The sequence below is a fragment of the Gordonia insulae genome, assembly GCF_003855095.1.
Lineage (GTDB): Bacteria > Actinomycetota > Actinomycetes > Mycobacteriales > Mycobacteriaceae > Gordonia > Gordonia insulae.
This window is the reverse complement of sequence record NZ_CP033972.1, coordinates 2,408,016-2,422,981: the sequence shown is the minus strand read 5'-3', so window position 1 is coordinate 2,422,981 and position 14,966 is coordinate 2,408,016. Positions and strand designations below refer to the sequence as shown.

Genomic DNA, 14,966 nt, shown 5'->3' with positions numbered 1-14,966 from the left:
TAGAGATCGCGAGAAGATTCCCGGTCACCCCGGGCCGGGCCGGCCCAGGAGTTCGGTACGCCGCGTATCCACCAGCGCGCGAATCGCATCCACAACCGCGGCGACCTCCGGGCGGCGCACCGATTCCGTGCGCGTGACCAGCCAATAGGTCAATTGTGCTCCCACTGAGGGCAAGACGCGGACGAGGTCCTGGTGGCGGTCGGCCATGTAGCAGGGCAGCAACCCGATACCCGCATGCGACCGGGTGGCCTCCACATGGACGAACACATTGGTGGAGGTGACCGATTCGGCCATCTGTGGAACGAGGGTCCGCGCGAGGTCGAGGTCGTCGACCTGCAGCATCGCGTCGACGAAGTAGATCAATGGGTGCGCGGTGAGCTCGTCGGCGGTCGCGGGTGTCGCGTTCTCGGTGAGATAGGTCCGCGAGGCGTAGAGCCCCAGCCGGTAGTCGGCGAGACGGATCGCCTCGGCGCGGTGGACGTGGGGTTCGCCGACGACGATCTCGATGTCGAGGCCCGTGCGGTTCTGCGACGCGAGGCGGGTGGCCGTCACGATCTCGACACTGACCCCGGGGTGCCGTCTCCGCACAGACACGGCCGCCGGTGCTGCGAGGTAGGCGGAAAAGCCGTCGGTCGCCGACATCCGCACCACGCCGCTGAGCGTCGGCGACCCCTCGACGTCGGTGGTGAGGCGCCGCAGGGCGCCTTCGACCTCCTCGCCCGCGACGAAGGCCTGCCGTCCGAGGTCGGTGAGCTCCCAGCCCGCGGCTCCCCGGGAGAGCGCCCGACCGCCCAGGGCCTTTTCCAGGCCGTCGATCCGGCGCGCGATCGTCGTGTGGTTGAGCCCCAGGATGTCGGCGGCTGCGGTGAATCGACCCGTCCGGCCGACGGCGAGCAGGACGAGCAGATCGTCGGATTGGAGCCTGTCAGGGAACATATCTGCATTTTTGCAGACGCGCGTCGCCCTTTCGGCCATTGCATGCGCACTCCTGGCTATCGATACTCGAACGAAGCGTGACCGGCATCACATCGTTCGGTAAATCAGAGGAGAGATCATGTCCCAATCCGTGGGTTCGCCCCCGCCGCAGAAGGCCGCCGACGACAGGTCCGCCCTCCGTCGCATCGTCACCGCGTCGATGGCGGGCACGGTGGTCGAGTGGTACGAGTTCTTCCTCTACGGCACCGCCGCAACGCTCGTCTTCAGCAAGGTGTTCTTCCCGGCCGGTGGCGACGAACTCGACGCGATCATCGCGGCGTTCGTCACCTACGCGGTCGGTTTCGTCGCGCGACCCCTGGGCGGACTGGTTTTCGGTCACTTCGGCGACAAGTACGGACGCAAGAAGCTCCTGCAGTTCAGCCTGATCCTCGTCGGCATCTCGACGTTCCTGATGGGCTGCCTGCCCACGTTCGGGCAGATCGGCTATCTCGCACCGGCGCTGCTGGTCGCACTGCGCTTTCTCCAGGGATTCGCCGTCGGCGGCGAGTGGGGCGGCGCAGTCCTGCTGGTGGCCGAGCACAGCCCCAACAAGTCGCGGGCGTTCTGGTCGTCGTGGCCGCAGGCGGGTGTGCCGGTCGGCAACCTGGTCGCGACCATCGTCTTGCTGGTTCTCACCACCACCTTGTCCGACGCCGCGTTCCTGAGTTGGGGCTGGCGCGTCGCCTTCTGGCTGTCGGCGGTGATCGTGCTCGTCGGCTACTACGTGCGGACCAAGGTCACCGACGCGCCGATCTTCGTCGCGGCCCAGCAGGAGGCCGAGCAGGTCAAGACATCCTCGTTCAGTGCCGTCGAGGTGCTCAAGCGTTACCCGCGGGGCGTGTTCACCGCGATGGGCCTCCGGTTTGCCGAGAACATCATGTACTACCTGGTCGTCACCTTCTCGATCACCTATCTGAAGGTCGTCGTGAAGGCCGACACCGCCGACATCCTGTGGTGGATGCTCGCCGCGCACGCCGTCCACTTCGCCGCGATCCCGTTGGTCGGGCGACTCGCGGACCGCATCGGACGGCGGCCGGTGTACTTCATCGGTGCGGTCACCACGGCCACGTGGGGTTTCTTCGCCTTCCCGCTGATGAACACCGGGCACTACGGCGTCATCCTGTTCGCGATCATCATCGGACTCGTGTTCCACGCCTTCATGTACGCGCCGCAGCCGGCGATCATGGCCGAGATGTTCCCGACCCGGATGCGCTATTCCGGTGTGTCCCTGGGCTACCAGGTCACCTCGATCGTCGCGGGCTCACTGGCGCCGATCATCGCGGCGTCGTTGCTCAACCGGTTCGATTCGTCGCTGCCGATCGCCATCTACCTCGCCGCCGCCTGTTGTGTCACTCTCGTGGCCGTCATTGCGGCCCGCGAGACGCGTGGAATTTCGCTCGAGTCGATCGACGCTGCCGACGCCGCCGCGAACCTCGACGTCGCGCCGCGGAAGGCCGAGGTGCCGGCATGAAGGACAACGCGTTGCGCGGCCGCCGTGCGCTGGTCACCGGCGCCGCCTCCGGGATCGGTGCGGCCTGCGCCCGCGTCCTCGCCGACCGTGGCGCCCTGGTGGTCGTCGCCGACATCGATGAGGTCGGGGCGAAGCAGGTGGCCACCGACCTCGGTGGCGAGGCGTGGCACATCGATCTCTGCGACACAAGCGAATTGGACTCACTCACGCTCGACGTCGACATTCTGGTGAACAACGCCGGAATCCAGTCGGTGGCACCGATCGAGGAGATGCCCCCGGACACGTTCCGGCGCATGCAGCGACTGATGGTGGAGGCGCCGTTCCTGTTGATCCGAGCTTCGCTGCCGCACATGTACGCACGAGGATTCGGGCGCATCGTGAACGTGTCGTCGGTGCACGGTCTGCGTGCCTCGCCATACAAGTCCTCTTATGTCGCCGCGAAGCACGCGTTGGAAGGACTGTCGAAAACGACTGCACTGGAGGGTGCTTCACGCGGTGTCACGAGCAACTGTGTCAACCCCGGCTACGTGGCGACGGAGTTGGTGGCCAAGCAGATCGCCGACCAGGCGCGAGTACACGACATGGACGAGGACGAGGTCGTCGAGAAGGTCATGCTCACCGAAAGTGCGATCAAGCGACTGGTTCGTCCCGAGGAGGTCGGTTCACTGGTCGCATGGTTGGCCTCCGACGACGCGGCCATGGTCACCGGGACCTCGTATCCGATGGACGGCGGGTGGAGCGCGCGCTGACGATGTGAGCGCCCTCACATCACCCTGTCCCCAGTTCTGGTGTTGTCGGGATCGGATGGAACCGTCGAGGCCTCGGGTGCGTCCAACTCCGTGAGGGAGTTGACAGGGGAGCAGCGCTCCGGGGCGACGTGGGGGACTAATGGGCGAATCGCTGAAGGCCGATCCCGAATGGATCAGCGGGCTGGGCAACTATCTGATCGCGTTGAACGGAAATGCGTGGAAGGCGGTCAATCTCGTCGACGGCCACGCGCAGTCGACGGGTGAGTTCAAGGGGTTGATGTCGACTCTGAAGGGGCCGGTCGATTCCCTTCACGAGGCCACCGCGTCACGGCTCGACAAGATGCCGCCGGTGCTTTCGCAGACCGGAGCCAACCTGAAACAGGCCGCGTGGGACTACACCAGCACCGATCACGAGTCCGGACTGGGCATCAGGCACACGCAGACGAAGTCGTTCAACACCAATCCGTTCATACCGCCCGGCGACGTTGAGTTCGGGCTCGCTCCCGACCCCGTCGTGCGGTGGGAGGAGGTCGACGATGTACCCGGGTCGAGGACTTTCACCAGCCCCCGTGAGGTCGACGCGGCCGCCCCGCCTGTTGAGGGTGTCGACTGGAACGCACTGATCCAGGAAGCCGCGGGATGGTTGGGTGACGCCGACTCGGCGATCCGGAAGCTGACCGGCTGGAGTCCGATCGAACAGGCGCTCGATCCGGTCGCAGGGAACTGGATGGAGCTCAAACGAATCGGCAAGACATATGGCAAAGCCGGCGGCGCGTTCGACATCATCGCGGGCGATCTCATCAGTGGGCACAAGGAAGTCGACGTGCACTGGGATGGGAAAGCGGCCACGGCCTACTCCTCGTACAGCACCGACATGGTGCGCGGTCTGAACTGGGAAGGCTCGATCGGTCGGCTGCTGGAACGTGGGCTCACGCTCGCGGCCGACGAGCTCCAGAAGGCCGCGAAGGAGATCATCCGGCTGGTGAAAGAAGGACTGGGACGTCTCATCAAGGTCGACGGGGTGACCGACGTTCTCAAGTTGGCATCCAAGTGGGTGCCCTACGTGGGTACAGCCGCCGCGATCGAGCAAGTCCGGCGACTCATTCTCGAGGTGTACGACGCGACCAAGGTCCTCCTCGACGAGGTCGAGAGAGGTATGGCGGCACTGAAGGACTTCATCGAATTCTGCAAGGATCCGGTAGGTTTCGCGAAAGGCAAAGCGGAGGCCGAGGTCAAGGAGCAGCTCAAGCCCTTCACCGACAGGCTCGACAAGGCGCGTGATGCAGAGCAATTGGGGAATGACATCGGAACCGTTGCCCAATGGGATCGTCTCGACCGCCGACCGTCGTCCGCGTACGACCCGGGAACGGGTCCGACTCTCTGGGAGGATGCACCGTGACATCACGGAGTTCCACGATCATCGCTGGCCTGCTTGTGCTGTTCACGCTGTCGGCATGTACCACCACGTCGGATACGTCGAGCGAAACGTTGGGGCCGAGTCCGGTGCCACCTGTCGTCGAGACGCCGGCAACTGATCCGAACCCGACGGGCTTTTCGCCTGAGCAGCTGTGCGAGACCCTCACGCCGGATGATGTCGCACCGTTGACGGATGGTGAGGTGACAGATGCGCCGACGCCGACGAGCTTCCGCGGGCTCCCGGAATGCAAGTGGCCCGTGGAAAACGGCTATGGCTGGTTGAAGATGGGCGTTTTCATGCCCGTCGACGCCAACGGGCTTCTGGCCACGGCTGCGCGCAAGTATCCGGTCGGTGACGGAATGGGATACCAGCTGTTGCCCGGTGACAACGGAACCTGCAAGGCGATGGTGCAGACGCCCCGCGTTCCAGAAGGCTACGTACTCAGCGTCGACGTGAATCCGTCCGATGATATGGAGTCCAACCTCTGTGAGAAGGCGGTCCCACAAACCGAGAAGGTCCTGAAGGCCTTGGGATGGTGAGGAAATGAGCTATCCGGCGGGATTCGAGGACGCATACCGGGCTCTCGAATCTGCGATGGGTGACCTCGGGACGGCCACCCGGCGAGCGCAGAACATCGAGTTCCCTGACGTCGTCATCGAAACCCGAACCCCGGAAGAGGTGCAGCGGCAACCAGATCCGGGTCGGACCGGCGACGAGCTGGCCGATCTCCGGCGGTGGGCCGTCGACGTGGATGCCCGCAACGCCGAGTTCGCGCGTCGGGTCGCCGAGGCGGTCGACGCCGAGATCGACGGGCTGCGCGGCGGGTGGCTACCGGACGGGCGGCGGGACGAGATCATCGAGGACGTTCGGGCGCACATGCTCGCGCAACTGCGGCGCTATGGGGGAGCTGAACGGTAGTTGTCGGGCATGAGGGACGCGCGATCTCCGCTGATCGTCGGGGTCGTCGTCGCGGCGACCATCGCGGCGGTGGCAGGACTCGGCAATGAGATCTCCGCCCATGCGGATGACCGGACCGGCATGTTCGAACCCGCATCGAGCGCTACGCCGGAATGCGAGACCGCGCCGTCGCGCGACGACATGCGCGCGTCGCTCCGGTCGATCGTCTTGTGGTGGCGACCCCGGGCACACGGGTGCATCGGACGGTCGCCGACGCGGATACCCGACGGCGGGCGAGCCGCACTGGACGACCTGACCACGGCGATGAGTCGACTCGATGCGGCGACCGACCATGCCGCACGACGGTTCTCCGGGTCGAGCGATCCCGATGAAACCGACCCGCAACGAGTGACGATCTGGCTCGTGTGCGCGACACTTCCGGCGGTGCCGCGAATCGTGACTGCCGAGACAATCGGATGGCCGCGGGCGAATTGCGACGATTGAGGTGCGTGGGGACGGGTTCCCTCGCCATACTTCGACCATGACCGAATCGCGGCGTTCGCGCAGCAATGCGGTGGTGATCCGCAGCATTTACGGGACGGCCGCGGTGGAATGGTTCCTGATCATCGCGATCGCCACGATCCTGATCACTCGCCTGTACCTCCAGCTGACCGGCTACCCGCAGGTCGGGGGCGGGACATTGCACATCGCACACGCCCTGTGGGGCGGTGCGCTGATGATGCTCGCTCTCGTCGTCGGCTGGCTGTTCCTCGGGCCGGCGACACGCGTTACAGCAATCGTGATGGGTGGCATCGGGTTCGGGCTGTTCCTCGACGAGGTCGGCAAGTTCGTCACCAAGGACAACGACTACTTCTACGGCCCGTCGGCCGAGATCATGTACGTCCTGGTGGTCGTACTCCTGCTCATCAGTCGAGTGGTCCGCGACGTCAAGAAGCCGACCGCGGCCGAGGCGATGGCCAACGCGGCGACCATCGCTGCCGACGGCGTCTCGCACGGGCTGCCGAGCCGCCGGCGCCGGCAGGCCGTCGAGTTCCTCGAACTCGCCGCCGACCGGGGAGCCGATCCGGCGGTCATTGGCCACATCCACTCGCTGCTCGACGCGAGCGAGGACACCCCGGACCGACTGATGCGCCTGCGCGACCGCGCGACCACGCTGATCCCCGGGATGTTCCGCAGTCCGCGATGGGTGCCCGTGGTCGGCTGGCTGCTGGTGGTGAGCTCGGCGCTCACACTGTTCGTCGGGATTCTGGGCTCCTACTTCAACGATCGCGACATGGGTGACGTCGAGCTCTACTTCGAGCTCAGTCGCAACAGCAATGCGAGCTGGATCGTGTTCATCAGCGGTGTCCTCACACTGGCCCTCGCTCTCCCCGCGATGATCGCGCGTAACCGGACGACGCGTGTCTGGCCGTTGCGCTCGCTCCGCTTGGCGGCGCTGGTCTCCGCGTTGACCAACGCCCTCGTCGACTTCGCTCTGGAGGGCTTCGGTGCCGTGTTCAACCTGGCCATCGGGCTCTTCGCGCTCGCGGTCATCACCTACCACCTGGGTGAGCGGGTTGCGGCGCAGGGCGCCGGACGTGATCAACTGAGGGTGTGACTGATCACGATCGCGCGCAGTCCCAGCGCACGCATCTCGACCGCGCCGCCGTGTCCGCCCGCATCTCGGGCTTCGAACGCCGTGCGGCCGACGTCCCCGACTCACGGGCCGCTGCTGTCGCCATCACCATCGCGGAGCGCGATGGCAGCCAGGGCATCTGGCTGACCAAGCGGCCGGCGACGATGCGGCGGCACGCCGCGCAGTACGCGCTTCCGGGAGGGCGGCTCGATCCAGGTGAGGACGAGCCGACCGCCGCGCTGCGCGAGCTCCACGAGGAGATCGGCATCGAGCTGCCCGCCGACAGCGTGCTGGGCATGCTCGATGACTATGCGACCCGGTCGGGCTTCGTCATCACGCCCGTCGTGTGTTGGACGGATGAGACCCACACCCCGGACCCCAACCCCGACGAGGTGGCCCAGCTGTTCTTCGTCACCTTCGACGAGCTGATGGTGCAACCGCGATTCCTGACGATCCCCGAGTCCGAGCGGCCGGTGATCCAGTTGCCGATCGTCGGCGCGCTGGTCCATGCACCGACCGCTGCGGTCATCTATCAGTTCGCCGAGGTGGTCCTGCGCGATCGGCACACCCGCGTCGACGGCTACGAGCAGCCGGTTTTCGCCTGGCGCTGAGGACTCCGAAAAAAACTTCCGAGATCGGGAATGGAATCGGACCACGGTCCGTTTGCACTGGTGTTGGGCCGCACAGGCCCACGAGGACCAATCGAAGCACACCACGAGACCACTCCGAAGGAATGTCACCATGACCACAGCCGTAACCGCCCCCATCGCCGCCGGCACCTGGACCATCGACCCGGCCCACTCCGCCGTCGCGTTCTCCGTCAAGCACCTCATGGTCAGCAAGGTGCGCGGCAACTTCGAGTCCTTCACCGGCACCATCACCATCGCCGAGGACGGCACCCCCGCCGTCCAGGCCGAGATCGACGTCACCTCGATCACCACCGGCAACGAGCAGCGTGACGGCCACATCAAGTCCGCCGACTTCTTCGACGCCGAGAAGTTCCCGAAGGCCACCTTCGTCTCCACCGGTGTCGCGCCCAAGGGCGACGACTACGTCCTCACCGGCGACTTCACCCTCAAGGGCGTCACCAAGGCCGTCGAGCTCGACCTCGAGTTCAACGGTGTGAACCCGGGCATGGGCCACGGACCGGTCGCCGGCTTCGAGGCCAAGACCGTTCTCAACCGCAAGGACTTCGGCATCGACATCGACATGCCGCTCGAGGGCGGCGGCGTCGTCGTCGGTGACAAGGTCACCATCACCCTCGAGATCGAGGCCGGCCAGCCTGCCTGATCCCGAGCCCGGAGCCGAGCTCCGCGTTCGACCTCTCCGACGGGAGTCGGTGCCGCGCCACACGTGCGCGGCATCGGCTCCCGTTCTTGTGTGACCTGCATCATCGGCGGGTTGGGTAGGCTGACGGGTAGCCGCTGGGCAGGGAGGTGGCCGTATGGTGCGACCACGCGGCCCCCGGGCCGACGCCGTCGGGTCGTGGGGCGGGCTTGTACTGCCGTCGATGTTCTGGGGTCACCTGCGCGCGCCGCAACACCGCAGCTGGACCGATCTCACCATCGCCGAACGCGCCCGGATGGCCCGCTGGGCCACGGGCGCGGCGGCGGTCACCATCGGTTCGGCGAACTGCCTTGTCGGCGTCGAGACATTTCTGCTGGTGCAACTCGCCTTCAACGGCGGGCAGCTCAACTTCGACACCACGATCGGTGCACCCAACTTTCCCGCCGTGGTCATCGCAATCATCACCGGCCTGCTGATCAACGTGATCCTGGGCCTCGCGGTGTTCAAGCCGCAGCTGCGCTGGTTCGTCAGCGGGCGTCCCGCCGACCATGCCCGCCGGCGGGCGGTGCAGCGCATCCCCGGACTCCAGGTATCCACCACCCTCGTCGCATGGACCGTCGCCGTCCTGGCGTATGTCGTTGCCGCGAGTGAACTCACCGCGCAGACCGTGGTCGGGGTGGCGGTGGCGTTCATGATGGCGGGCTTCTCCAGTTCCTGCATCACGTATGTCTTCGCCGAACGCGCGGCCCGCCCGCTGGCGGTGGTCGCCCTCAAAGACAATCCGGCTCAGCATGTGGTGCACGGTGTGCGCTCGCGGATGTTCGCGGTGTGGGCAGTGAGTTCGGCGGTACCGATGGTCGGCCTGCTCATCCTCAACGGGGGCCGATGGGCGGGTATGTTGCCGCCGGCGATAGGGCCCGTCGACTGGGCATCCGCGGTCCTCGCGCTCGTGGGACTGGCCGCGGGCGCACGCGTCGTGGTGCTGGTCGGCCGGGCGATCGCCGATCCGCTGCTCGATCTTCGGCGCGCGGTCGAGCGCGTCGACGGCGGAGACCTCACGGCCCAGGTCGCGGTGTACGACTCATCGGAACTCGGTGTCCTGCAACACGGATTCAACGAGATGGTCGCCGGGCTCGACGAGCGCGAACGCATGCGTGAACTGTTCGCCCGCCACGTCGGCGACACGGTCGCGGAGCTGGCCTTGGAACGAGGGGTCGGGATGCACGGCACCAATGCCCTCGCCGGGGTGTTGTTCGTCGACATCGTCGGATCGACGTCGATTGCCGCCCAACAGGATCCGCAGACCACCGTGAAGTTGCTGAACAGCTTCTTCACCATCGTCGCCGACGTCGTGGACACCCACTCCGGCTTCGTCAACAAGTTCGAGGGCGATGCGGCACTGGCGGTGTTCGGGGTGCCGGTCGCCATCGACGACCCGTCCGGCGCCGCGCTGCGTGCCGCCCGCGATCTGGCGACTCGGCTCGAGGAACTACCGGTGCGGTGGGGGATCGGGGTCTCCTATGGCATGTCGTTCGCCGGCAACGTCGGAGCCGAGCAACGCTACGAGTACACCGTGATCGGTGACCCGGTGAACGAGTGCGCTCGCCTCTCCGAGCTCGCCAAGCATGCGACGGTGCCGGTCCTCGCGGGTGACGCCGCGATCGCCGCGGCGGGTGACGAAGCCGATCACTGGCGTTCGGTGGGCACGCGGACGCTCCGCGGCCGACCTCGACCGACCGAGGTGTTCGTGCCCGATTCGATGGTTGCCGAGCCGTCGGCGCCGACGGTCGCCGGGGTGATCTCGGGACTGCTGCGGCCGGCCCGACGGGTGGGACTGATCGGGCTGCTGCGGCTGCCACTCATGCGGGTCCGCCGTTGACGGCCCCGGGTGCCGTCAATAGCGTGGGTCACATCATTCGATGAACAGGGGGCGCGAGCGCATGGGTGAGTGGTCGGTAGCAGACATCCCGGATCAATCGGGCCGAACGGTGGTCATCACGGGCGCCAACAGCGGTCTGGGCGCGGAGACCGCGAAAGCGCTCGCGGCCGCCGGCGCGAACGTCGTCCTCGCGTGCCGGAACACGGAAAAGGCCGAGGTGGTGGCGCGGGAGATCGGATCGTCCGCGACGATCGCGCGGTTGGACCTCGCCGACCTCGACTCGGTGCGTGCCTTCGCCGACGACCTCACCGGCGCCGACGTGCTCATCAACAACGCCGGTGTGATGGCCATCCCGCTGCGCCGCACGACGCAGGGATTCGACATGCAAATGGGCACAAACCATTTGGGACACTTCGCACTGACCGCGTTGGTGTTGCCGAAGATCACCGATCGCGTCGTGACGTTGTCGTCGTCGATGCATCAGTTCGGCCGGATCGACCTCGGCGACCTGAATTGGGAGAAGCGGCGCTATCGCCGCTGGCGCGCCTATGGTGACTCCAAGATGGCCAATCTGATGTTCGGCAAAGAACTCGCCGAGCGGCTGGCCGCCAGTAGTTCGGCGACGTCGTCGCTCATCGCCCATCCCGGCTATGCCGCGACCGAACTGCAGGGCAAGTCCGGCACGGTCGAGGACGTGTTCATGAACGTCGCGAACAAGGTGTTCGCGCAGTCGGCCGCCGCCGGCGCCCTGCCGACGCTGTACGCGGCGACCTCGCCCGACGCGACCAACGGCACCTTCTACGGTCCGACCCAGATGTTCGGCGCTCACGGAGCCCCGGGGATCTCCGGCTACAACAAGCGCGCCGACGACAAGGTGTTCCGCGACGGACTGTGGACAGCGTCGGAGAAGCTGACCGACATCACGTTCGGGGTGTGACGTCGGCCCGAAGCCCGGAACCTACTGGACGTCGAACTTGATGGAGTTCGACGCACCGGAGATCCCGTCGGTGACGGTGATCGCGTAGGAGCCGGGCGCCCGCAGCGAGAAGGACTTCACGGCGGTGCAGTCGGCGGTTTTGGTCAGCTTGGCCTTGGCCGGGATCTTGGGTCCCGACAACGCGATCTGCATTGCGCACTCATTGCCGTCGATCACCGGACCGGAGTCGATGGTCGAGTTCCACCGCACCCCGAGCTGTGAGTTCCTTGGGTAGACACCGGGGGAGATGGGTTGCGCCTTGGGTGCATACACCCAGACGTTGATGGACTTCACACCGTTGGGTGCGTCGGGTCGTCCCAGTTTCCCGAAGTGCTGCGGCTTGTTTCCCGACGATCCGAGCGCCGCGCTACCCGTGTCGAGGAGATCCGAACTCCCCGATCCGGAACTCCCGAACAGGCTGTCGAGCGGACCTGCGGCCGCAGGTGCGGCGGCGGCGGCGATCGCGGCAGCGGTCAGCATGGTGGCGGCGGCGGACTTTCGGATCATGGTTCTCTTTCGGCTCGACCCCGGGGCAACTCCCCGATTCAACCATCACCGCGACGACGCCGGGATCGTGGGTTGTGTCGATGTCCGGAGTGCCGGGAACGGTCTACCAGACCCCGGGCGGCCGGAACTGGACGCTGATCCGAGGGCCGACGCCGACGGTCTTGGGGACCGAATGCTCCCATGTCCGCTGGCAACTGCCGCCCATCACCAGCAGATCGCCGGGGCCGACGACGAACTTCAGCGCAGCGCCGCCGCCGCGCGGGCGCAACGCGAGGGGGCGCGGCGAACCCAGCGACAGGATCGCGACCATGGTGTCCTCGGCGGAACCACGGCCGATCCGGTCGCCGTGCCACGCCACGCTGTCGGCGCCGTCGCGGTAGAGACAGAGGCCCGCCGTGGCGAAGCCCTCGGGCAGCTCCGGCCGGTAGTGGCGCGTCAGGGCATCGCGTGCCTGCACCAGGAGCGGATCCGGGAAGGTGCCGGCGTCCAGATAGGTCGCGACGAGCCGCGGAACATCGACGACACGGTCGTACATGCGGCGGCGTTCGGCCCGCCAGGCGGCTTGCGCGCGAAGGCGATCGAACAGCAGGTCTGATCCGGAGATCCACCCCGGCCGCAGATCGACCCATGCGCCATCGGCGAGCGGTCGGCGTGTGATCGCGTCGAGAGACCTGATGCGGGTCTCGTCTTCCTGCTGATCGAAGAGCGACCCCTGTATGCCCGCGGTCATCGGCCCAGCCTACCGGACGATGCGAACGTGTGTTCGATGATCCACGTCGCTCGGTCGGACGGGGGAGTGGTCGGCCACAAAACCGCACCTCGTGGTGGCGAAGGCCGGAATGTTTTGTTATCCAGTAACAAGTGGTAGTCACTAACACTTTGTGATGAACCGCGTCGTCGCACGTCGGATTCGAAGGGAAGACCATGGCGTCGTTCTTGTTTCGGGTCGGGAGGTTCTCCTTCCGGCACAAGTGGTGGGTGATCGCGGTCTGGTTGCTGGCCGCTCTCACGGTTTCGGGCCTGGTCGGCGCGTTGAGCCCCAAGTTCGCGAAGGACTTCAGTCTGCCCGGGACCGATTCCGGAACCGCGACGTCGCAGGTCGAGGAGTATTTCCCCGATGTGATGAAGCAGCAGTCGCAGGCGTCGACCAGTGTGCTGGTGGCCGCCGACGACGGGCTGGCCGCGCACTCGGCGCAGATCGACGCACTCGTCTCCGACCTGCAGAAACTTCCCGAACTGACCGACGCGGCAACCGTGGTCAACCCGCTGACGGTTGCTCGGGCGCAGCCGGCGCTCGCGTCCTCGGTGGTCGGCGACGACGGGAAGGTCGGTCTGATCCAGATCCGCCAGAACGTCGAGATCATGGACCTCACCGTCGACCAGAAAGAGGAACTGACGGAGTTGCTCGCCGATCACCGCGCCGGCGGACTCCAGGTGGAGGCCACCGGTTCGCTGATGCAGGTGATGGAGGCCGGCGGCACGGCCGAGCTGATCGGTTTCGCCGTGGCGTTCGTGGTGATGATCGTCGCGTTCGGTGCGATCGTGGCCGCCTTCATCCCGCTCGTCACCGGACTGGTCGGCGTGATGCTCACGATCATGTTGCTCACGCTCTCGGCGGAGTTCCTCAGCATCAACGAGACGGCCACCGGCATCGTGACCATGCTCGGCATCGCGGTCTCGATCGACTACGCGTTGTTCATCGTCTCGCGCTTCCGGACCGAACGACGGCGGGGTGGTAGTCCGGCGGATGCGATCGGACGTGCCGTGGGAACGGCTGGTTCGGCGGTCGTGTTCGCCGGTCTGACGGTCATCATCGCCGTGGCGGCCCTGATGGTGATCGGCATCCCGCTCATCACCCAGATGGGCATGGGTGCGGCGGTGGCCGTCGCCGTCGCCGTCCTCGCCGCGCTGACCCTCATTCCGGCGTTGCTCGGCGCGGTCGGACGTTTCGCCTTCCTGCCGCGGATTCCGTGGATCAAACACGCCGAGGAGTCGGACACCGCGGACACCCTGGGCGTCAAGGTCGGTCGGACGGTCGTCAAGCGGCCGTTGCCGTTCATCATCGCCGGACTGGCCGTTCTGGTCATGGCCGCCATCCCGATGACGAAGCTGGAACTCGGGATGTCGCTGACCAGCGACGACGAGGCACCTGCGCAATCGCTGCTGCAACGCGGCTTCGGTGAGGGCATCAACGGTCCGTTGCTCGTGGTGCTGCACGACGACGACGGTGGTGACATCAGCGGCGTCGCGGAGCGGACCGTCGCGCACATCAAGACCCTCGATGACGTCGCGAACACCACCACACTGACGTGGATCGGCAACGGACAGGCGCGACCGAATGTCGGGGCGGACACCGCCTTGATCTCGGTGACACCCACGAGTGCACCATCCGATGGGGCCACGCATGACCTGATGGAGGAGATCCGCGCCTACACCTCCACGGCGGAGGCCGCTGGGGCCCAGCTCCACGTCGGCGGGCAGACCGCGATCATGTCGGATCTCTCGGCCAAGCTGGACAAGGCGCTGATCCCGTACCTCGTGGTCGTCGTCGGGCTGGCGTTCCTGATCATGATCGGGGTCTTCCGGTCCATCTGGGTGCCGTTGATCGGCACGGTCGGGTTCATCTTCTCGGTCCTGGCGACGTTCGGCGTGACCGTCGCGATCTTCCAGGAAGGGACGTTCGGCCTCATCGACAACCCCAAGCCGATCCTGTCGTTCCTGCCGATCTTCCTGATCGGCGTGGTGTTCGGGCTCGCGATGGACTACCAGGTGTTCCTGGTGACACGAATGCGCGAGGAATACATCCACGGCATGTCGGCGAAGGACGCCATCGTCGCCGGGTACCGGCACGGCGCCCGGGTGGTGACGTCGGCGGCGATCATCATGATCAGCGTGTTCGCCGCGTTCATGCTGTCGCCGGACACGACAGCCAAGATGCTCGGGTTCTCCCTCGCGGTCGCGATCCTGTTCGACGCCTTCATCATCCGCATGCTGGTGGTTCCGGCGATTATCGCCTTGCTCGGAGATCGCGCGTGGGGTCTGCCGAAGTGGTTGGATCGGGTCGTGGTGAACTTCGACATCGAGGGTGGCGCCGTCCGCGACCGCGGGCTGCCGGCCTCCGACCACGAGTCGACACCGCGGGAGCCCGTGGGTTCGACGAGCTGAATCGAGG

At 66.3% G+C, this 14,966-nt stretch carries 15 protein-coding genes; 12 read left to right on the top strand and 3 right to left on the bottom strand.

Annotation, left to right across the window (positions count from 1 at the left end; translation table 11 throughout):
* Window positions 1-24: 24 nt before the first annotated feature.
* Window positions 25-936, bottom strand: coding sequence for a LysR family transcriptional regulator (locus D7316_RS10970; RefSeq protein WP_232016866.1), 912 nt, complete (start codon window positions 934-936; stop codon window positions 25-27).
* Between the two features lie 118 nt (window positions 937-1,054).
* On the opposite strand from D7316_RS10970, the gene D7316_RS10965 reads away from it, so the two are divergent.
* From D7316_RS10965 to D7316_RS10915, 11 genes are all read left to right on the top strand, one after another.
* Window positions 1,055-2,446, top strand: a complete 1,392-nt coding sequence (locus D7316_RS10965; RefSeq protein WP_124708276.1) for an MFS transporter — start codon at window positions 1,055-1,057, stop codon at window positions 2,444-2,446.
* Window positions 2,443-3,195, top strand: a complete 753-nt coding sequence (locus D7316_RS10960) for a 3-hydroxybutyrate dehydrogenase (RefSeq protein WP_124708275.1) — start codon at window positions 2,443-2,445, stop codon at window positions 3,193-3,195. Before D7316_RS10965 ends, D7316_RS10960 begins: the two co-directional genes overlap by 4 nt.
* Window positions 3,196-3,334: 139 nt before the next feature.
* Window positions 3,335-4,594, top strand: coding sequence for a hypothetical protein (locus tag D7316_RS10955; RefSeq protein ID WP_124708274.1), 1,260 nt, complete (start codon window positions 3,335-3,337; stop codon window positions 4,592-4,594).
* A complete protein-coding gene (locus tag D7316_RS10950; protein WP_164473768.1) occupies window positions 4,591-5,151 on the top strand; it encodes a DUF3558 family protein in 561 nt (186 codons plus the stop codon). Before D7316_RS10955 ends, D7316_RS10950 begins: the two co-directional genes overlap by 4 nt.
* Before the next feature lie 4 nt (window positions 5,152-5,155).
* On the top strand, window positions 5,156-5,530 hold the full coding sequence (locus tag D7316_RS10945) for a hypothetical protein (RefSeq protein ID WP_124708272.1): 375 nt from the start codon (window positions 5,156-5,158) through the stop codon (window positions 5,528-5,530).
* A gap of 9 nt (window positions 5,531-5,539) precedes the next feature.
* Window positions 5,540-6,013 carry a hypothetical protein gene (locus D7316_RS10940; protein WP_124708271.1) on the top strand — a complete coding sequence of 158 codons (474 nt, stop codon included), beginning with the start codon at window positions 5,540-5,542 and terminating at the stop codon, window positions 6,011-6,013.
* Between the two features lie 70 nt (window positions 6,014-6,083).
* Window positions 6,084-7,127, top strand: coding sequence for a hypothetical protein (locus tag D7316_RS10935; protein ID WP_124711258.1), 1,044 nt, complete (start codon window positions 6,084-6,086; stop codon window positions 7,125-7,127).
* Complete coding sequence (locus D7316_RS10930) at window positions 7,124-7,756, top strand: NUDIX hydrolase (protein WP_124708270.1); 633 nt, start codon at window positions 7,124-7,126, stop codon at window positions 7,754-7,756. Before D7316_RS10935 ends, D7316_RS10930 begins: the two co-directional genes overlap by 4 nt.
* A 130-nt stretch (window positions 7,757-7,886) precedes the next feature.
* On the top strand, window positions 7,887-8,435 hold the full coding sequence (locus D7316_RS10925; protein ID WP_124708269.1) for a YceI family protein: 549 nt from the start codon (window positions 7,887-7,889) through the stop codon (window positions 8,433-8,435).
* A gap of 220 nt (window positions 8,436-8,655) precedes the next feature.
* Window positions 8,656-10,311 carry an adenylate/guanylate cyclase domain-containing protein gene (locus D7316_RS10920; protein WP_124711257.1) on the top strand — a complete coding sequence of 552 codons (1,656 nt, stop codon included), beginning with the start codon at window positions 8,656-8,658 and terminating at the stop codon, window positions 10,309-10,311.
* Window positions 10,312-10,372: 61 nt separating this feature from the next.
* On the top strand, window positions 10,373-11,248 hold the full coding sequence (locus D7316_RS10915) for an oxidoreductase (RefSeq protein ID WP_124711256.1): 876 nt from the start codon (window positions 10,373-10,375) through the stop codon (window positions 11,246-11,248).
* A 21-nt stretch (window positions 11,249-11,269) separates the two neighbouring features.
* Here the strand turns inward: D7316_RS10915 and D7316_RS10910 are convergent, their stop codons facing one another.
* Both D7316_RS10910 and D7316_RS10905 read right to left on the bottom strand, forming a co-directional pair.
* Window positions 11,270-11,794, bottom strand: a complete 525-nt coding sequence (locus D7316_RS10910) for a hypothetical protein (RefSeq protein ID WP_124708268.1) — start codon at window positions 11,792-11,794, stop codon at window positions 11,270-11,272.
* A gap of 103 nt (window positions 11,795-11,897) precedes the next feature.
* Window positions 11,898-12,524 carry an alpha-ketoglutarate-dependent dioxygenase AlkB gene (locus D7316_RS10905; protein ID WP_124708267.1) on the bottom strand — a complete coding sequence of 209 codons (627 nt, stop codon included), beginning with the start codon at window positions 12,522-12,524 and terminating at the stop codon, window positions 11,898-11,900.
* 194 nt (window positions 12,525-12,718) lie between these two features.
* Between D7316_RS10905 and D7316_RS10900 the strand changes: the two genes are divergently transcribed.
* Window positions 12,719-14,959 carry an MMPL family transporter gene (locus tag D7316_RS10900; RefSeq protein ID WP_124708266.1) on the top strand — a complete coding sequence of 747 codons (2,241 nt, stop codon included), beginning with the start codon at window positions 12,719-12,721 and terminating at the stop codon, window positions 14,957-14,959.
* Window positions 14,960-14,966 lie beyond the last annotated feature (7 nt).